At 49.9% G+C, this 18,050-nt stretch carries 16 protein-coding genes; 4 read left to right on the top strand and 12 right to left on the bottom strand.

The window, feature by feature from the left end; genetic code table 11:
- Positions 1 to 20: 20 nt before the first annotated feature.
- Positions 21 to 1,580, bottom strand: coding sequence for a hypothetical protein (locus CLV60_RS09350; RefSeq protein ID WP_106595121.1), 1,560 nt, complete (start codon positions 1,578 to 1,580; stop codon positions 21 to 23).
- 103 nt (positions 1,581 to 1,683) lie between these two features.
- On the bottom strand, positions 1,684 to 2,946 hold the full coding sequence (locus CLV60_RS09345) for a hypothetical protein (protein ID WP_229210890.1): 1,263 nt from the start codon (positions 2,944 to 2,946) through the stop codon (positions 1,684 to 1,686).
- Positions 2,947 to 3,136: 190 nt separating this feature from the next.
- Here CLV60_RS09345 and proS point away from each other — a divergent pair, with 190 nt between their 5' ends.
- Both proS and CLV60_RS09335 read left to right on the top strand, forming a co-directional pair.
- Entirely contained in the window at positions 3,137 to 4,612 is a 1,476-nt protein-coding gene (gene proS, locus CLV60_RS09340) for a proline--tRNA ligase (RefSeq protein WP_106595119.1), read from the top strand.
- Positions 4,613 to 4,693: 81 nt separating this feature from the next.
- The gene (locus tag CLV60_RS09335) at positions 4,694 to 5,122 is read left to right on the top strand and encodes an FKBP-type peptidyl-prolyl cis-trans isomerase (protein WP_106595118.1); all 429 of its coding nucleotides are present in this window, start codon (positions 4,694 to 4,696) and stop codon (positions 5,120 to 5,122) included.
- A gap of 48 nt (positions 5,123 to 5,170) precedes the next feature.
- Here the strand turns inward: CLV60_RS09335 and CLV60_RS09330 are convergent, their stop codons facing one another.
- Complete coding sequence (locus CLV60_RS09330; RefSeq protein ID WP_106595117.1) at positions 5,171 to 5,800, bottom strand: AlbA family DNA-binding domain-containing protein; 630 nt, start codon at positions 5,798 to 5,800, stop codon at positions 5,171 to 5,173.
- Between the two features lie 4 nt (positions 5,801 to 5,804).
- Positions 5,805 to 6,932 carry a DNA-processing protein DprA gene (dprA, locus tag CLV60_RS09325; protein WP_106595116.1) on the bottom strand — a complete coding sequence of 376 codons (1,128 nt, stop codon included), beginning with the start codon at positions 6,930 to 6,932 and terminating at the stop codon, positions 5,805 to 5,807.
- Between the two features lie 106 nt (positions 6,933 to 7,038).
- On the opposite strand from dprA, the gene CLV60_RS09320 reads away from it, so the two are divergent.
- Positions 7,039 to 8,862, top strand: coding sequence for an alpha-amylase family glycosyl hydrolase (locus tag CLV60_RS09320; RefSeq protein ID WP_106595115.1), 1,824 nt, complete (start codon positions 7,039 to 7,041; stop codon positions 8,860 to 8,862).
- Positions 8,863 to 9,007: 145 nt separating this feature from the next.
- Here the strand turns inward: CLV60_RS09320 and lepB (CLV60_RS09315) are convergent, their stop codons facing one another.
- The 8 genes from lepB (CLV60_RS09315) to CLV60_RS09280 all read right to left on the bottom strand — a co-directional run bounded on the left by lepB (CLV60_RS09315) (position 9,008) and on the right by CLV60_RS09280 (position 16,387).
- Complete coding sequence (gene lepB / locus CLV60_RS09315) at positions 9,008 to 10,186, bottom strand: signal peptidase I (RefSeq protein WP_106595114.1); 1,179 nt, start codon at positions 10,184 to 10,186, stop codon at positions 9,008 to 9,010.
- Positions 10,187 to 10,339: 153 nt separating this feature from the next.
- Positions 10,340 to 11,476, bottom strand: coding sequence for a signal peptidase I (lepB, locus tag CLV60_RS09310; RefSeq protein ID WP_106595113.1), 1,137 nt, complete (start codon positions 11,474 to 11,476; stop codon positions 10,340 to 10,342).
- 24 nt (positions 11,477 to 11,500) lie between these two features.
- Complete coding sequence (gene dapB / locus CLV60_RS09305) at positions 11,501 to 12,214, bottom strand: 4-hydroxy-tetrahydrodipicolinate reductase (RefSeq protein WP_106595112.1); 714 nt, start codon at positions 12,212 to 12,214, stop codon at positions 11,501 to 11,503.
- Between the two features lie 34 nt (positions 12,215 to 12,248).
- Positions 12,249 to 12,944: a DUF5683 domain-containing protein gene (locus CLV60_RS09300; protein WP_106595111.1), complete on the bottom strand. Its 696-nt coding sequence runs from the start codon at positions 12,942 to 12,944 to the stop codon at positions 12,249 to 12,251.
- 3 nt (positions 12,945 to 12,947) lie between these two features.
- Complete coding sequence (locus CLV60_RS09295) at positions 12,948 to 13,865, bottom strand: ParB/RepB/Spo0J family partition protein (RefSeq protein ID WP_106595110.1); 918 nt, start codon at positions 13,863 to 13,865, stop codon at positions 12,948 to 12,950.
- A gap of 21 nt (positions 13,866 to 13,886) precedes the next feature.
- On the bottom strand, positions 13,887 to 14,672 hold the full coding sequence (locus CLV60_RS09290; protein WP_106595109.1) for a ParA family protein: 786 nt from the start codon (positions 14,670 to 14,672) through the stop codon (positions 13,887 to 13,889).
- A gap of 164 nt (positions 14,673 to 14,836) precedes the next feature.
- Positions 14,837 to 15,859, bottom strand: a complete 1,023-nt coding sequence (locus tag CLV60_RS09285) for an SPASM domain-containing protein (RefSeq protein ID WP_106595108.1) — start codon at positions 15,857 to 15,859, stop codon at positions 14,837 to 14,839.
- A gap of 66 nt (positions 15,860 to 15,925) precedes the next feature.
- The gene (locus CLV60_RS09280; protein ID WP_106595107.1) at positions 15,926 to 16,387 is read right to left on the bottom strand and encodes an Lrp/AsnC family transcriptional regulator; all 462 of its coding nucleotides are present in this window, start codon (positions 16,385 to 16,387) and stop codon (positions 15,926 to 15,928) included.
- Between the two features lie 172 nt (positions 16,388 to 16,559).
- On the opposite strand from CLV60_RS09280, the gene ald reads away from it, so the two are divergent.
- Positions 16,560 to 17,672, top strand: a complete 1,113-nt coding sequence (ald, locus tag CLV60_RS09275; protein WP_106595106.1) for an alanine dehydrogenase — start codon at positions 16,560 to 16,562, stop codon at positions 17,670 to 17,672.
- Positions 17,673 to 18,050: the final 378 nt, after the last annotated feature.

The following is an 18,050-nucleotide window of genomic DNA, read 5'->3' as shown; positions in this document are numbered from 1 at the left end:
TAAATCCTTCCCGAATAGCATCAGAAAAACACGCCGCCCGTCAACATCACGTTAACTGGCCGGTTGGTGATCTCAACCGATGCATAGTTTCTGGGATCCTTAAGGTAGTAGGGTGTGTAAGCAGATTTATAGGTAGTAAATGTACCGGCTAAATCCACAAAGAACCGATCGTTACGTACACCTACGCCCGCCGAAAACAATAATTTGCTTCGATCAATGCCGTCCGTACGGTCAAGATAAGGATCTGCAATGTAGGCACCACCGATGCGCGCGCGGAAAATATTGGCCCTGATCTCGCCCCCCAACCGGAAATTGACGGTGTTACGGAAAGTGTCTTTGATTTCCGCCTTCGTATCATTCTTGAAGTTGCGGTTACCGTCGGCGTCCAGAAAGCTAGTCGTTGCCCGCATGCCGCTGTAACCTACATAATCAATAGTTGCAGTCAGGAAACCCTTGTTTTGGAAGAATACCGTACCACCCAAATTCCCGCGCATCGGTCCTATCAGGGTATATTCAAAATCATTTGCCGCAATGGGAAGTGAGCTGTACGGTGGTGTTATCAGGTTTCCATCAGCATCTTTTATCTTTCCACCCACATAGCCCGCAGCTACGCTTTGGCTATATGTTTCTTTGATGGCGCTTATGGTCGGGCTGATCAGCGTACCGCCGATCTGAAACATCGGATTGAACTTGTAGATAGCTCCCAGCGAGGCATTGAACCCGTTACCACGAACTGTAAAATCCTCAAATTGATCGATATAGGTCAACGACGGGCTGTTTATGTAATCATCGCTGAATCGGGAAGAATAGTCATATTTGATCCTGCTGAACCCGATGTTTCCACCCAGGTAAAACTTATCGTCCAAATTGCCCGCGTAAGCAAATGTCCATTGAGACGTAGCACCTTTGGAAGTAAAATCACCCGACTGATCCACCACGCTCCGGTCATCAATCGCCGCGAACGGAGGCCCCGAGGTCGTCGTCGGGTTGATCAGGTACATCTGGTAGTAGGCTACCGGAATCGAGTTGGCGATCGGATTACCTGTCGCGTCGTTTTTCAGACCGTCTTCGAGCTCCTTAATGGTGTAGGGCGGGTTCGCATTGTTGACCGTCTCCAATACATTATCAATGTAAGCGCTGTTGTTGTTCCGTCCGCCGTACAGGTAGCCGTTTTGAAATGATTGCTGGCGGGAAAAAGATACACCGAATGACGACCGTTTCCATTTCCGCTGAAAACCCGGCTGGCTCGCGAACACGACCGAGGCCTGTGGAATGTTAAACAGGCTGCTGCTTTGCTTATCCTCATTTCCGAGGTAGTTGGCTTTGGTGCCTGCAATCGTAACAGCCGGACTCAATGTAAATTCATTACGGTTATAGAATCCCAGGCCCGCCGGGTTTCCGTAAATAGAGCTGGCATCGCCGCCGATGGCTGCGTGGTTTCCGCCTAATGCCTGGAAGCGCGCGGATCCGTTCTGGTTAATTTCTGAATAGCGAAGTGCGTCGGTAGCGTATTGTGCGAATGCCGCTGATGAAGTGAGCAGCGAGATGAGGAGCGCAATTCCTGAGGATGTTTTCGACATGGCAGTTGATACTTATTTCAATACAATTTAAACGAAAACCCTGCAAAATTATGACATCTTGCAGGGTTTGACGTGACTATCTCTTTTTCAGGATAGTTGTAAATTATCTTGGACCTCTCGAAGAACGGCTTGAACTTCCGCCGCCACCGCCGCCTCCACTGGAAGGGGCGCTGTAACTTCTTGAAGGAGCGCTATACGACGGCTGGCTGTAAGTCCTGGTCGGAGCGCTGTATGATTCGCTTCTTTGGTTCGAATAGCTTCTGCTAGGCGTTCCGTAATCCTGGGTTCTCGTTGGCGTACTGTAAGACGGTGCGCTGTAAGAAGAGGAGGATGAGCCTCTCGAAGAGCGCGGAGACGAATAGTAGCTGGCGCCATTGGTATTTCCGCTTTCAGAAGAATAGTTGCTCGAATTGGCCGAACGAGGGCGTGAGTAATATACATTACCGCTTCCGCCATCCACAACGCGTGAGCCGTAAGATGATTCAGCGCTGGTTCTTCCGCCATTTGCGACAGCATTACCCCGACCCGAACGTTCCGTCCTTGGCGAAGCATACGTATCGCCGGAGATCACACGGCCGCCATCGCGATTTCCTCTTGTAGCACTTTCGGAACGGTTACGTGACGAGTTCACAAAATTCGAATTGTAACGCTCCGCGCTGCGGCTCCTGCTTGCATCCACTACACGTGGGCCGTAAGTCCTCGTATAGCCTCTGTCCGAATTGTTGATCACGATCACCGGACGGCTGTAAGCCCATGGTGAATAACCGTAACCGCCGTAGAAGCCATCGTAGTAACCTCCACCCCAGCCGTACATGCTGTTATACCCCCATGGACTGTAAAACGGATCATAGCCATATCCCAGCATGCTGCCGTAGCCCCAAGGCGAGTAACCCCATGGAGAATAGCCCATCATCGATCCGAAACCGAATCCGAAAGAAGGACGCATTCTGAATCCGCCGTAACCGAAGTTAAGCGACAGACCTGCATAGCTGCCTGGCCAGTAAGACCCGAGACCGCCGTAGTATGGATTATTGAAATTGGCTGCATTATAGCCGTCGACAAAACCGGCATTATAGCCTACGTCTGTCGACACCTGACGTTTTACAGCTCTGGACGAAAGGTAGTTTTCGTCGTAATAGTCCGCGGTGCCGTTTTCGGAATAGTTGCCTGTATAGGTATAGTCCGGATTGTCCGAACGGGATACTTCCTGATCACCACCCCTGTCTGCCAATACGAGGCCTCCGCCGGAGTTTCCCCCGTAGAGATCATCATATCCGCCGCCCGAGCGTGATGCATACTGATTCGAAGTACATCCCCAAGCTCCCAACAGCACCAGCAAAGACAAATATTTTGCTTTATTGAACATACTCATGGCTTTTAAGGATTAAAAGTTTGTTGCTAATATAGGTATAAAAACGCATTCTCCCTAGGAAGTAAACGTCCGTAACTATACATTAATTCCAAAGTTAACATAAAAAACTATCTTTGCAACTCCCTTGAAAAACAGGCCTGGATTAACGTAATACTCCATTTCAATTCCAAAATAATACAAAGTAATGAGTAAAGCCTTGCCAACACGAAGTGAAAACTACTCCGAATGGTACAATGAATTAGTGAAACGCGCCGACCTGGCCGAAAACTCACCGGTAAGAGGTTGTATGGTAATCAAACCGTACGGATACTCTATCTGGGAAAAAATGCAGCGCGCGCTGGATGACATGTTCAAAGAAACAGGCCATACCAACGCCTATTTCCCGCTTTTCATCCCGAAATCGTACCTGAGCAAGGAGGCTTCACACGTGGAAGGATTCGCCAAGGAATGTGCCGTAGTGACACATTACCGCCTCAAAAACGACCCGAACGGCAAGGGCGTGGTCGTTGACCCGGAAGCGAAACTGGAAGAAGAACTGATCGTACGCCCGACTTCGGAAACGGTTATCTGGAGCACCTATAAGAACTGGATCCAGTCGTACCGCGACCTGCCGTTGCTGATCAACCAATGGGCGAACGTAGTGCGCTGGGAAATGCGTACGCGCCTGTTCCTGCGTACAGCCGAGTTCCTTTGGCAGGAAGGCCACACTGCACACGCTACCGCGCAGGAGGCAGTGGCCGAAACGAAGCAAATGCTGGAAGTATATGCGCAGTTCGCCGAAGAATGGATGGCAGTGCCCGTTATCAAAGGGGTGAAAACACCAAACGAACGTTTCGCCGGTGCGGAAGACACCTACTGTATCGAAGCGATGATGCAGGATGGAAAAGCATTGCAAGCCGGTACTTCCCACTTCCTGGGCCAGAACTTTGCCAATGCATTCGACGTGAAATTCCAGGATAAGGAAGGCAAGCTGGATTACGTTTGGGGAACTTCATGGGGTGTAAGCACACGGCTCATGGGTGCACTGATCATGGCGCATTCCGACGACGCAGGCCTCGTATTGCCTCCGAAACTGGCGCCTATCCAGGTGGTGATTGTTCCCATTTACCGAAACGACGAGCAGCTTGCGCAGATTTCCGAGAAAGTGGCGGAAATCACCAGGGATTTGAAAAAACTGGGTATCAGTGTCAAATACGACAGCAGCGACAATGCGAAGCCCGGCTTCAAATTTGCTGAATATGAATTGAAGGGTGTTCCGGTGAGACTGGCCATGGGCGGCCGCGACCTCGAAAATGGTACGGTGGAAGTGGCGCGCCGCGATACCAAAACCAAGGAAACGGTTTCGGTGGAAGGCATTGCAGCCTACGTACAAAACCTGCTCAACGACATCCAGGAGTCGATTTACAAAAAGGCGCTGACGTTCCGCGAAGAGAATACCTATAAAGTAGATTCTTTCGAGGAATTCAACAATATTCTCGACACCAAAGGCGGGTTTATCCTCGCGCATTGGGACGGTACATCCGAGACGGAAGAGAAGATCAAGGAAGAAACCAAGGCGACCATCCGCTGCATTCCTCTGAACCAGGAAGCCGAAGAGGGCGTTTGCATTTACTCGGGTAAGCCGTCGAAAGGACGTGTGGTATTTGCGCGGGCATACTAATTTTCATTCTCATGCATTCGTGAAAGTGGTCCCTCGGGAGCGCTTTCCGAATGCTTTTTCAAACCATCTAAATATAGAATTATGAGTCAGGCAAAGGCTGGTGACAAAGTGCAGGTACATTACAAAGGTACCCTGCCGGACGGACAACTTTTTGATTCCTCCGAAGGACGTGAGCCTTTGAGCTTTACGCTCGGAAGCGGACAGGTGATCAAAGGATTTGACGATGGCGTGACGGGCATGGAAATCGGCGCAAAAAAGACCATCCATATCCCTAACGCGGAAGCATACGGCCCGGTGAACGACGAAATGATCATTCAATTCGACCGTGCGCAAATCCCTGCCGAAATCCCTTTGGAAATTGGCGGTACATTGAATATGCATCAGGACGGCGGCCAGGTTATCCCGGTTGTTGTAAGAGAGGTTACTGAAACGTACGTGGTACTGGACGCTAACCACCCGTTGGCAGGTCAGGATCTTATTTTTGAACTGGAATTGGTGGGTATCAACTAATCAACCAATATCTTTTAAAAACGCGGCCGGATCCCCGGCCGCGTTTTTTTATTCCGTCCATTTGAGACTGAAACTTTCGGGCTTTCCTTTGGAGAGTTTGAGCAAAATCTGACGTGCAACCAGGTCCTGCAACATCCGTTCGGCCCTTTTCTCGGAGATATTGATAATTTTTGAAAATGCCTTGGCCGTAACCGAATCCGTTTCTTTCAGATAAGTGATCAGCGTCTTCACGTGGCGCGTTGCCAGAAGCTTCTCCGTTTCGGTATCGGCCCCGTTGTAAAGCAGCAGCCTTGGAATAGGCATGCTTTTGTCCTTCACACGAATATAGATAATGCGTTCGCCCTTCTCGTTCAACGCGTGATGCGGTTTGTCCTCACTTTCGTTGACAATCACCCACAACACCTTCTTGCTGTCCAGATTCTCCGATTTGATCTGAACCACCAATTCCGGCTCAATGAGATTGACGAGCGCCTTTTCAAGCTTTTGCAACTCCCGCAGTTCCGATTGCACGCCCATAATGGCGCCATGGTCCGCCACACCGATCAGCAGGTTCCCCCCTGACGTATTGGCAAAAGAGACAATGGTTTTGGCAATTTTGTAGGGACTGTCGACCGTCCTCTTGAACTCAATGGTAAGCCCCTCCCCTTCCTTAATTAACTGAATGATACTTTTATCCATGCATTTAAATCAACCCGTATTTCTTGCCCGGCATCGACCGGACCATTCCCTGGAATTCGAGGTTCAACAGCAGCGTAGCCAGCCGGTTTAAGTGAATGCCCGATTGCCATGCGATCTCGTCAATTTGCATCGCTCCCCGTTGTTTCAACAATGAAAGCACCTGTCCTTCGTCCTGCGTAAAGCCCTCGAAAGTCAGAGCCACCTGGTCGGAGATATCTGCCTGGGTGGTTTCCGGTACTCCTTCACCCCAGCCCAGAGCCGCGGCCATATCGGCCACCGACGTAAAAATCGACGCTTTATGATCACGGATCAGAAAATTACAACCTTCTGATTGCGGCTCATTGATAGCGCCCGGTACTGCAAACACCTCCCGGTGGTAGTTCTGCGCAAATTCGACGGTGATCAGGCTCCCGCCTGTCCGCCCCGATTCCACTACTATGGTAACATCACTGAGCCCTGCAATAATTCGGTTCCGTGCGGGAAATCTCATAAAATCCGGCTTGGTCCCCAATGCACTTTCGGTAACGATTCCGCCGTTGTCCTGCATTTCAAAAGCAGTACGCTGATGCACGGCCGGATAGATCACATCCAACCCGCTCGCCATCACCCCCAGCGTAGCCAGGTTGTTGCGCAGGCAATGCCGGTGTGCAGTGATATCCACACCATAGGCCAGGCCGCTAACCACAAGCGGTTGGTAAGGTGCGAGGTCCCGGATAATATTTTCCGTCACGGCCTTCCCGTACTCACTGATATTTCGCGTGCCTACGATACCCACCGTACGCGGCCAGTTGAAATCGGTATTGCCTTTGGCATACAAGGCAATGGGTGCGTCGTAAAGTGGCCGGAGGCGTGCCGGGTATTCCGGTTCATTAAAGAAGAGTAATTGTGTTCCGGTTTTACAGCACTTTACCAGCTCCCTTTCTGCCAGTTCCAGCGTGTTTTTACCCAAAACAGCCTTCACGATTTTGTCGCCGATACCGGGAATTTTGATGAGCTTTTTATAATCGGCCTGAAAAACCTGGGAAGCGCTGCCGCAGTAGCTGATGAGTTGACGGATCGTCACAGCGCCGATCCCGGGCGTATGCATAAGCGCAAGGATGCAGATTTTCTCTGCGTCGGAGGATGGTTGCATGATATAGTGTGTAGGTTGAGTTTGTGGACGCCGACGCCTGGCATGCATTTTGCGAGTATACGTCAGCAGTTCATTCAAAAATAAACAATAATCTGAAAACCACTATATGGAACACCTCGAAACCGAAGTAGCCGAAACCGAGCAACATTATGAAGGTATGGGCGCCACCTGCCATCCCGAGGGGGTTTATTATCGTGTATGGGCGCCGCATGCCGAAAGTATTTCGGTCATGGGAAGTTTCAACGGCTGGGACGCTTCCGCCACCCCGCTGCAACCCGAAGGAAACGGCTTGTGGGGAGCTCTGGTTGAAAATTCAAAGGAGGGAGATGAATACAAATATGTCCTTCAAACGCCGGCCGGCGAGTTACACCGCAATGACCCCTACGCGCTAAAAATGACTAATTCCGCAGGCAACTGCATTGTTTACAACCACGAATCCTTCGACTGGCAGGACGTCACTTTTCAGATACCCAGCTGGCATGAGCTGGTAATCTATGAGCTTCACGTGGGCACATTTCATGTAAAGGAGCAAGGGCAAGTGGGGACGTTCTACACCGCTATCGAGCGCATTCCCTATTTAAAAGACATGGGTTTCAATGCGGTGGAACTGATGCCCTGCTCGGAGTTTCCGGGTTCGAGGTCATGGGGCTACAACCCTGCCAATCCGTTCGCCATTGAATCCGATTATGGCGGTCCCGACGGTTTGAAAGCATTTGTAAAAGCTGCTCATGAGGCCGGTATCGCCGTGATTCTCGACGTGGTATACAACCACTTCGGCCCGTCGGATCTCGATCTCTGGCAGTTCGACGGATGGCAGGAAAACGATGGCGGAGGCATTTACTTCTACAACGACTGGCGTTCCGAAACGCCCTGGGGAAATACCCGTCCCGATTATGGGCGCGGCGAAGTGCGGCAATACATTCATGACAATGCCCTGATGTGGCTGCGTGATTACCGCATAGATGGCCTGCGCATGGACATGGTGCCTTATATACGAAATGTAAAAGCCAACGGAAATCCAGGCGATGATATCGCCGAAGGCATTTCGCTTATGCAGTGGATCAACAAGGACATCCGCAACAGCTGTGGCAATTGCATTACCATCGCTGAGGATATGCATTCGCTGGATTTCATTACCAATTCAGTTGAAAATGGCGGCCTGGGTTATGGGTCGCAATGGGATGCGGAATTTGTGCATTCGATCCGTGACGCGATTATCACAGCCAACGATCAGGACCGCAATATGGACGCCGTCGTGGCAGCTATTACGAACCGCTACAATGCCGACGCTTTCCAACGCATTATCTACACCGAATCACACGACGAAGTGGCCAATGGCCAGGCGCGGGTAGCGGAGGAAATCGCCGATGGTGACGTAAACAACTGGTATTCCAAAAAGCGGGCTGCTTTGGGTGTGGCGCTGGTGCTCACCTCACCTGGGATACCGATGATATTCCAGGGACAGCCCTTGCTGGAAGACAAATGGTTTTCCGACAGCGACCCGATCGATTGGTCGAGGCTCGACAAATTCAGCGGCTTCGCGGCATTGCACCGTGACATGATCCATATTCGCAGAAACTGGTTTGGCGTGACCAAAGGCCTGCAAGGACAGAACGTTGACATGATCAGACAAGACAACGAGAAAAAAGTGATCGTCATGCACCGCTGGGATCAAGGCGGACCGAAAGACAGCGTGGTGGTAGTTTTCAACTTTTCGACCGAGACATTTTCCGACTACAAAGTCGGGTTCCCGCGGCCTGGCAAATGGCACTTACGGCTTAACAGCGACAACGAATACTATGACGCGGATTTTTCGCATCTCGGTGTCTTCGATGTCGACACCATGGAAGGTGAAATGGACGACTGCGGGCACTTCGCATCATTGCAAATCCCGCCTTACTCGGCTTTGATCTTTTCCCAGGAAGAGTAATTTTTAGAGGGAAGAAAGGGAGGATGGAGGAAAGGGAGGAAGGGACTCAATTTCCGCTCTACTCCCCTTCCTCCATCCTCCCATTCCTCCCATTCCTCCCATTCCTCCCATTCCTCCCATTCCTCCCTTTCCCTCCTTCTTCCCTTTAATTTATACTTCTGAAAATACGGTCCCAGCGGATTTTTTTGATGAAGCTGGTCGGGTTCGGATCGATGGACATCCAGACGAAAATGGCCTTTCCTACAATGTGATCTTTCGGTACAAATCCCCAGTAACGCGAGTCGGCGGAGTCATGACGATTATCGCCCATCATGAAATAATAATCCTGCTTAAATGTGTAGCTGGTGACCTGTTTGCCGCCAATCAGGATCTTGCCCTTTTCCGCTACCACGTTGTCATTGCCATCGAAATTCCGGATGATATCACCATAGAGCGCAATATTGACTTCGGTGAGCGGAACCGTCATTCCTGCTTTCGGTACTGTGATAGGACCATAATTATCTTTATTCCAATTCACTGCGTCACTGGCCGGAAACAAATAGGGCTCTTTCAGGCCTTTCTCCATTAACACGGGTTGTACCCGCTTTACAAAGTCATAGGCTTTCAGTTTCTCCGCCAGTGCAGCGGTTGTCTTCACCAGATACCCTGCTTCATCGTTTGCTGCAATGCTGTCTCCAAATGTTTCTGTGAACTGCGCATAATCTACGATGCCGTTTTTCCGAAACACATTCTCTTCATTCACAGCCGTTTTTACGGAAACAAAGTATTCGTTTTGCATCCGTACGGGCGATGCCTGCGCCTGACCGTTCACATACACCTGCCCGAGACGGACTTCCAGCTTGTCGCCGGGGATGCCCACGCACCGCTTAATGTAGTTGGAACGCAGGTCGGTAGGATGCGGATGCAGGTCCGGGAGCACATTGCTGTATTTCTGATACATTTCGGGATGCTCCACCGGCAGGTAGAACACCACCACATCGCCATTCGTAATATCGGTAAAACCAGGCAGCCGGTATTGCGGAAGTTTGATCCAATCAAGGTAGGAAGGAATGCTTGTGCCCCATATCGTCTGGTGCGTCAGCGGCACTTGCAGTGGCGTAACAGGTGTGGTTGTACCGTAATGCAGCCTGCTGACAAACAGGTAGTCGCCCACCAGCAGACTGTTCTCCATCGATGGCGTGGGAATTACGAATGCACTGAAAAACAACCAGCGGATTAATGTGGCTGCTATGACTGCGAATAATACCGAGTCGAACCATTCGCGGAAGGCGGACTTCTTTTTAGGAGTGCTCGTGGGCTTTGAAAGTATTTCTGCTACGGACATGAAAGTATTGATTTAGCGAGGATTTCGCCTTGCAATATACCTTTTATCTCTATAAACCAACACCCATTATATAATATTAATTTATATATAATATCCATAAGAAAAGGGAAGAACTTTTCAGCGCTTCCCTTTGCATACTTGCTATTTCAAATATTAGTTGATAACCCTGAAAATACGGCTCCAACGGATTTTGTTGAAGAAGCTGGTCGGGTTGGGATCAATGGACATCCAGACGAACACCGCCTTGCCAACGATGTGATCCATCGGCACAAAGCCCCAATACCGCGAGTCGGCCGAGTTATGGCGGTTATCGCCCATCATAAAGTAATAATCCTGCTTGAAAGTGTAGCTGGTAATGACCTTGCCGCCTACTTTCACCGATTTTTCGTCCACCACTACATCCTCGTTGTCCTCATAGTTTTTAATAACCGGGCCATACATCGCCACATTTTCAGGCGTCAGCTGCACGGTCATACCCTCTTTCGGAACGGTAATCGGTCCGTAGTTATCGCGGTTCCATTTGAACAGCGACGAATTAGGATACAGCATCGGCTCGGTGATACCGTTGTCCGTTTTCACGAGCGTAATGCTTTTCACAAAGTCATATGTTTTGAGCTTGGCAGCAATTTCCGTGGTCGTGAAAACCAGGTAGCCCATTTGCTCATTTCCCCTGATCGTATCGTTCTCGCCGTCGGTAAACGAATTGAACTCCGAAATCCCGTTTTCCCGGAACACCTTTTCTTCATTCACCGCAGTGGTAGTAGCCACGAAGTACTCATTCTCCATCCTCGGAGGATTCTCCATTGCCTGTCCGTTCGCATATACCTGCAAGTCACGCACTTCAACCTTATCGCCTGGGATACCGACGCAGCGTTTGATATAGTTGGTTTTCAAATCAACCGGATGCTGTAATTCGGGAGGATAGTTGAATACCACCACGTCGCCTCGCTTCACCTCGCTGAAACCCGGCAAACGGTATTGCGGCAGTTGGATCAGGCTCGTGTACGATGGAATGTTGGTTCCCCAGATCGTCTGGTGTGTGAGCGGAACCTGCAATGGCGTTTTCGGTGTGCGGGTACCATAATGCAGCTTGCTTACGAAAAGGAAATCACCCACAAGCAGGCTGTTCTCCATCGACGGCGTTGGAATGGTAAATGCTTCAAAAAACAGCCAGCGGATCAGCGTTGCCGCTACTACCGCGAATAAAATGGAGTCAAACCATTCCCTTGCCGGTGACTTCTTCTTTTTGGATTCAACTGAACTGGAAGTCAACTCTTTATTAACAGCCATGCGATGATTGATAGTTAGAATACTTTAAATTTTGAGGAGGTCGTTCATCCCGAACACCCCGAATTTACCCGGAAGCCATTCGGCTGCTACCACTGCGCCGAGCGCAAAACCCTGGCGGTTGTGAGCTGTATGGGATATTTCGATGGTATCCACTTCGGATTCGTAGCGAACAATATGCGTACCAGGCACTTCTCCGCGGCGTTCGGCCAGGATTTGCAGGTAACCTTCTTCATTGTCCGGGGCCAGTTTCCATCCATCGACATTTCCTATTTCCTCGATAATGCCTTCTGCAAGCGTAATGGCCGTGCCACTTGGCGCGTCGAGTTTGTGAATGTGGTGAACCTCGGTCATCGAGCTCTGATATTCGTGCCCGTTCATCAGGCGCGCGAGCATGCGGTTGAGCCGGAAGAACAGGTTAACGCCGATACTGTAATTGGAAGCGTAGAAAAACGAACCCGACTGGGCCTTGCAAAGCGCCTCCACTTCTGTCCGGCGATCGAGCCAGCCCGTGGTGCCGCATACGATCGGCCAGCCTTTTTTGAGGCAATAAATGATATTTTCAAATGCGGATTCCGGTGAACTGAATTCGATAGCTACATCTACATCGGCAGTTTGCAGCTTGTCCATATCCGCACGGTTTTGCACATCAATCTTCCCCACGATCGAATGGCCGCGTTCAATCGCAATCTGCTCGATCGTCTTCCCCATCTTTCCGTACCCCAGTAATAGTATTCTCATTAATCTGTTATTTGAAAATCAGTACTCTTTTAAATCACTTAAAATTAAAAACCATCCGCACACCCGGTGTAGGTTCTCGCATCATAGGCTGGTTTAGCTTCGGGCTTACATTCAAAGTCAGATCATCCGAAAGGTCAAATGTCTTCAAATGCGCCGCCACATTGGCTTCAATGATCGACAACGTGTAAATCAGCCCCGTTACGATGATGGCAAAGCCCCGGTTCCTGCGCCAGTAATTCTTTTGCCGGACGATCTGGCTATGCGTCGCATCCCGGTACTCGCTGCTCGTGTTCAGCAGGTTTCTGACCCTCACATTCACCGTGGCGTCGTCGCCCGCCAGTTCCTTTTTCCGCTGGCCGTAATTCGGATCGCTCTTGTCCAGCACGTAAAACGACTTATACGCATCGAGAAAATCGTGGTATTTGATCGTGTTCAGGTAATAGGTATAAAGGCCTCCGCCGAATGCCAGGTACACGATAGGCGCTTTCCAGTAATCACGGTTGTAAATCTGCCCGGCGCCCGGTATCAATGCCAGCTTCGTAGCCGTTTTCGGCACCGGCATCCACTTCTTTTTAACGTTTTTTAACGAATCTGCCTGGGCCAGAGTGGTGCTGTCTAATGCGACAGCCGGCAATTTTTCGGTTTTCAGACTATCCTTCCTACCCTCCGTCTGTGCTGCAATCCGACTTGAAACCAGCAAAATCAACCCTAACAATACCCAGTTTTTCAACGCTTATTTGAATTTCAGTGTTTCTAAAATCTTTTTCAGTTCATCCTGAGAGCCGAAAGGGATCTTGATTTCACCTTTATGCTGCTCATTGCTCTTAACGGACACTTTTGCCCCGAAAAAGGACGAAAGCTGGAACTGTAACGACTTTATTTCCTGATTAATTGTCGGCTGTTTTTTGGATTCAATGGGGATATTGCTCATCATTCCGAGCTTCCTTACCTCGTCCTCCACCTTCCGTACCGACCATCCTTCTTCGATAATCTGATTGAAAATTTTGAGCTGACTCTGGTCACTGTTGATCGTGATCAAAGCCCGGGCATGGCCCATGCTGATCTTGTCGTCGCGCAACGACGCCTGGATAACAGGCGGCAGTTTGAGCAAACGGATATAGTTGTTGACCGTCGTGCGGTTCTTACCCACGCGCGCACCCAATTCCTCCTGTTTCAGGCTGCATTCGAGGATCAGCCGCTGGTAGCTTAGCGCGATCTCGATTGCATTCAGGTTTTCGCGCTGGATGTTCTCGATCAGCGCCATTTCCAGCATCTGCTGGTCGTTGGCTGTACGGATGTAGGCCGGAATGGTCGACATGCCCAGCGAGCGGGACGCCTGCAAACGGCGTTCACCCGAAATCAACTGGTACGAGTCCTCCGAAAGCTGCCGCACGGTAATCGGCTGGATAATGCCCTGTACACGGATGGAGTCCGCGAGTTCTTCCAGCGACTCCTGGTCGAACTTCGTCCGCGGCTGGTAGGGGTTCGCCTCGATCTGGCTCACGTCAATTTCGTTCATCGAGCCGATGATCTCGGCGGGTGAAATGCGCGTGCTGGTCCTGGGCGTGTTGATCTTCTCGGAGTCTTGCAGAAGAGCACCTAATCCTCTTCCCAGTCCGGTCATTTTTTTCGTCTTGCTGCTATTCTCCATTGCCTGTTCGTACTATCGTGATCAGTTCACCCTGTCGGAGAGCAAACCGTTTTTACTGAGAATCTCTCTTGCAAGGTTCAGGTAGCTAACGGCTCCTTTGCTGTCCGAATCCTGTGCCATCACAGGGATCCCGAAGCTCGGCGCCTCACTGATACGTACGTTACGAGGGATAATGGTATTGAAAACAAGAGATTCGAAGTGATTGGTAACCTCGGTCACCACCTGGTTGGACAGACGCAGGCGGAGGTCGTACATCGTAAGCAGGATGCCCTCGATGATCAGGTTGGTGTTCAGTCTCGACTGGATGATCGTAATGGTATTCAACAGCTTACCCAATCCCTCCAATGCGAAATACTCGCATTGCACAGGAATGATTACCGAGTCGGCGGCCGTAAGGCTGTTGATCGTGATCAGACCGAGTGAAGGGGAGCAGTCGATGATGATGAAGTCGTATTCATTACGCACCTCTTCGATAGCGTCCTTCATCCGGTGCTCCCGGTTTTTAAGGTTAATCATCTCGATCTCCGCTCCTACCAGGTCGATGTGCGACGGCAGCAGGTTCAGATTAGGAAAATCGGTTTGCAGGATAATCTCCGAAGTCTTCGCCTGCTCCACCATGCATTCGTAAATGCTGTTTTCCATCTCCTGCGGATTGAAGCCGAGCCCCGACGTAGAATTGGCCTGAGGGTCAGCATCGATAATGAGTGTGCGGAATTCGAGCGCAGCCAAACTGGCTGCAAGGTTAATAGCAGTGGTGGTTTTTCCTACCCCTCCTTTTTGGTTTGCAATTGCAATTACTTTGCCCATGTATTCATTTGAGTTACCAATGTCAAATTTCTATTATTCGGGCCAATCTACCAAAAAATGTTCCACGGAGTTTTCAAGAAAACACCAAACTGATTGAATATCAGATTTTTAAATGATATTATTATTTAATTAAAAATAATTTGGACTGAAAAAAGGCCAATGTTTCACGCCCACACCTGCGTTCCTTCCGTACAGTTCTTGCACATCTCTATCTCTGAACGAGATCGGATCAACGAAGCGCGGAAATCGCGGTACTTTTTGCCCTTCCATAGCTGGCGGAAGGTCGAAGTTTTCATATCGCCGAGCTTGTACTCGGCATCCTTGTCGAAGCAGCAGGGTACCACCGCGCCATCCCAGGTAATCACGCAGGAGTGCCACATTTTCCAGCAGTGGTCCACGAATTTGTTTTTAATGGAATATTTACCATTCTCCTGCACCTGGTAGCGGGAGTATTTTTCGATGGTGGGGATCAGGTCGGAGCCTTCCTCGTAGTCGTAAATCTGCGCGGTTTTCAATCCTACCTCGTCCACACCCATTTCCTCCGCAAGCTTTTTCACATCTTCGATCTGGTGCTCGTTCGGCTTCACGACCAGGAACTGGAATATCACATGCGGCGTCGCCGATTTAAGCTCCTTTTTCCATTTAATGATGTTACGTGTTCCTTCCAGCACTTTTTCCAGGTTTCCACCGACGCGGTATTGCTGGTACACGTCTTGTGTAGTTCCATCAATGGAAATGATCAGGCGGTCGAGGCCCGACTCCACGGTTTTACGCGCCTTTTCGTCGGTAAGGTAATGCGCATTGGTGGAAGTTGCGGTGTAAATGCCCTTGTTGTGCGCGTATTTGACGAGTTCGAAAAACTTGGGGTGCAGATAGGGCTCACCCTGGAAGTAAAATATCAGGTATAATAAGGTATCCCCAAGTTCGTCGATGGTCCTTTTGTATAACTTTTCCTCCATCATCCCCGTCGGCCGTGTGAATGAGCGGAGCCCGCTGGGGCATTCGGGGCAGCGGAGATTACAGGAAGTGGTGGGTTCGAAAGAAATGGCGATGGGCATGCCCCAGTGAACCGGGTTACCCGTCATTTTGGAATAGAAATAGCTTCCCAATATCTGCATCGCATTCCAGGCACGCCTCGGCGTCACTTTCGACATCAGGTTCAGGCCATCCTTAAAATTCTTGTTCATATGCTGTACATTCAGCGATCAGCGTGCGCCTACCGGCCTGATGATCAGTTTAAATAGCGTTGACAATTACAATACAGCGATTCCGGTGGTGTACTTGATTTCGGAAATTACGAAATAACTGCTGATGTGTAACACGCTCGACAGGGCAGAAAGTTTATGCTGGTAAAACTGATTGTAAGCCTCACCGTCCTCGACGACCACTTTCAGCATGTAATCGAAGTTGCCCGAAACGACCGAACATTCGAGGACTTCCGGCATTTTTACAATGGCCTGGTTGAAATCTTCGAAGCTCTCCTTACGCTGCTTGTCCAATGTAACATTACAATACACTACCAAACTTTTCCCCAGCTTCCGGCGGTTGAGCAGGCACACATACTTGTCGATAAACCCCTCTTTTTCAAGCTTGCGGATGCGCTCGTGCACGGGCGTGACCGACAAATTGATCTTACTCGCGATCTCCTTGATCGTCATCTGGGCATTTTGCTGTAATAAGTCGAGGATTTTGCGGTCTGTCTGGTCGGGCTGCATAAAGTATTTTTTGTGGCTGTGTGTATGCTGTGAACGTTCCCGGCAGAAATTTTTCTTACCAATGAGTTCAAAAATAGTTTTCTTTTCTGTCTTTTTTGCCCCTTATAGTATGTTTTTCTGCCAAAAATTAATTTTGACTCATTAATCTAAACTATAAACACTACACATACCGATGATCATTGGTGTCCCTAAAGAAATCAAGAACAACGAGAACCGGGTAGCTTTAACGCCCGCGGGAGTCACAGAGCTACGTAAGCACGGACACACAGTGTACGTGCAGGCAGAGGCGGGCAAAGGCAGCGGATTCTCCGACGAACAATACACACAGGCAGGTGCCAGCATTCTCCCTACCATCGAAGAAGTTTACGGCATCGCCGAAATGATTATTAAAGTAAAGGAGCCTATTGAAAGTGAATACCCACTAATTAAAGAAAACCAGCTCCTCTTTACCTACTTCCACTTCGCTTCCTCCGAGCCTCTCACCCACGCAATGATCGAACGCAAAGCCGTTTGTCTTGCTTACGAAACCGTCGAAAAAACAGACAGAAGCCTTCCATTGCTCGTTCCGATGAGCGAGGTCGCCGGCCGTATGGCCATTCAGGAAGGTGCCAAATACCTCGAAAAACCAATGGGCGGATTTGGTATCCTGCTCGGAGGCGTAGCGGGTGTGAAACCGGCGAATGTACTCGTACTGGGCGGTGGCATTGTTGGAACGCAGTCAGCGAAGATGGCGGCAGGCCTGGGAGCGAATGTCACGATCATGGATATCAGCCTCGCACGGCTGCGTTACCTGGAAGACATTATGCCGGCCAACGTGGATACCGTTATGTCTAACGAATATAACATCCGCGAGCTGATCCAGGGCGCCAACCTGATCATTGGCGGCGTGCTGATCCCCGGCGCCAAAGCGCCATCGCTCATCACCCGCGACATGCTCAAACTGATGAAGCCCGGCACCGTGATGGTGGACGTGGCGATCGACCAGGGCGGCTGTTTCGAAACTTCAAAAGCCACCACACACGAGGATCCGATCTACGAAGTCGACGGCGTTGTGCATTACTGCGTAGCCAACATGCCGGGTGCCGTACCTTATACTTCCACACTCGCTCTGACTAATGCTACTCTGCCCTACGCATTACAATTGGCCAACCAGGGCTGGAAACAGGCTTGTTCAACCAACGAGGAGCTGCGCAAAGGCTTAAATGTCGTTCACGGAAAAGTAGTATTTAAAGGTGTTGCCGAGGCATGGCATTTACCTTATACGGACGTCAAAGAATTATTCTGAATCAGCAAACCTGACTAGATAAACCCGGCCATTTTTAATGCGCCGGGTTTTTGTTTTCTAAAAATATTACAATTACTTTCTCCGAACCGTTGCGATTGCGAATTATTGTTCTTACTTTTGCGTCACAATTTGAAGGAACATCCGTTCGCTTCTCTGCTCATAAACGGTCTAGTACATTTTAGATCACCTGCCAGCCTCAAAATTTGTCCCGGCTGGACCTACCGTTCACACGCAGAGCCCCACGGATGGTTAGTGGTGGGCTTTGTGCAATCCCTTTCAATTTTTTACGAGTAATACCGGAATGCCGGTGATGTGGTCCAATTTCATTGGAACGAATGCATGTGTTGGGCTTGTCCCGCAGGATCATTGTGTTGTTTC

Origin of the sequence: Dyadobacter jiangsuensis (assembly GCF_003014695.1) — a bacterium.
Taxonomy (GTDB): Bacteria; Bacteroidota; Bacteroidia; order Cytophagales; family Spirosomataceae; genus Dyadobacter; species Dyadobacter jiangsuensis.
Note: the sequence above shows the minus strand (reverse complement) of the source record. Positions and strands in the feature narration are given on the sequence as shown.

Excerpts from the sequence above, each read along its gene's own strand:
- CLV60_RS09350 (WP_106595121.1), bottom strand. The coding sequence starts at position 1,580 with ATGTCGAAAACATCCTCAGGAATTGCGCTCCTCATCTCGCTGCTCACT.
- CLV60_RS09345 (WP_229210890.1), bottom strand. The coding sequence starts at position 2,946 with ATGTTCAATAAAGCAAAATATTTGTCTTTGCTGGTGCTGTTGGGAGCT.
- proS (WP_106595119.1), top strand. The coding sequence starts at position 3,137 with ATGAGTAAAGCCTTGCCAACACGAAGTGAAAACTACTCCGAATGGTAC.
- CLV60_RS09335 (WP_106595118.1), top strand. The coding sequence starts at position 4,694 with ATGAGTCAGGCAAAGGCTGGTGACAAAGTGCAGGTACATTACAAAGGT.
- CLV60_RS09330 (WP_106595117.1), bottom strand. The coding sequence starts at position 5,800 with ATGGATAAAAGTATCATTCAGTTAATTAAGGAAGGGGAGGGGCTTACC.
- dprA (WP_106595116.1), bottom strand. The coding sequence starts at position 6,932 with ATGCAACCATCCTCCGACGCAGAGAAAATCTGCATCCTTGCGCTTATG.
- CLV60_RS09320 (WP_106595115.1), top strand. The coding sequence starts at position 7,039 with ATGGAACACCTCGAAACCGAAGTAGCCGAAACCGAGCAACATTATGAA.
- lepB (WP_106595114.1), bottom strand. The coding sequence starts at position 10,186 with ATGTCCGTAGCAGAAATACTTTCAAAGCCCACGAGCACTCCTAAAAAG.
- lepB (WP_106595113.1), bottom strand. The coding sequence starts at position 11,476 with ATGGCTGTTAATAAAGAGTTGACTTCCAGTTCAGTTGAATCCAAAAAG.
- dapB (WP_106595112.1), bottom strand. The coding sequence starts at position 12,214 with ATGAGAATACTATTACTGGGGTACGGAAAGATGGGGAAGACGATCGAG.
- CLV60_RS09295 (WP_106595110.1), bottom strand. The coding sequence starts at position 13,865 with ATGGAGAATAGCAGCAAGACGAAAAAAATGACCGGACTGGGAAGAGGA.
- CLV60_RS09290 (WP_106595109.1), bottom strand. The coding sequence starts at position 14,672 with ATGGGCAAAGTAATTGCAATTGCAAACCAAAAAGGAGGGGTAGGAAAA.
- CLV60_RS09285 (WP_106595108.1), bottom strand. The coding sequence starts at position 15,859 with ATGAACAAGAATTTTAAGGATGGCCTGAACCTGATGTCGAAAGTGACG.
- CLV60_RS09280 (WP_106595107.1), bottom strand. The coding sequence starts at position 16,387 with ATGCAGCCCGACCAGACAGACCGCAAAATCCTCGACTTATTACAGCAA.
- ald (WP_106595106.1), top strand. The coding sequence starts at position 16,560 with ATGATCATTGGTGTCCCTAAAGAAATCAAGAACAACGAGAACCGGGTA.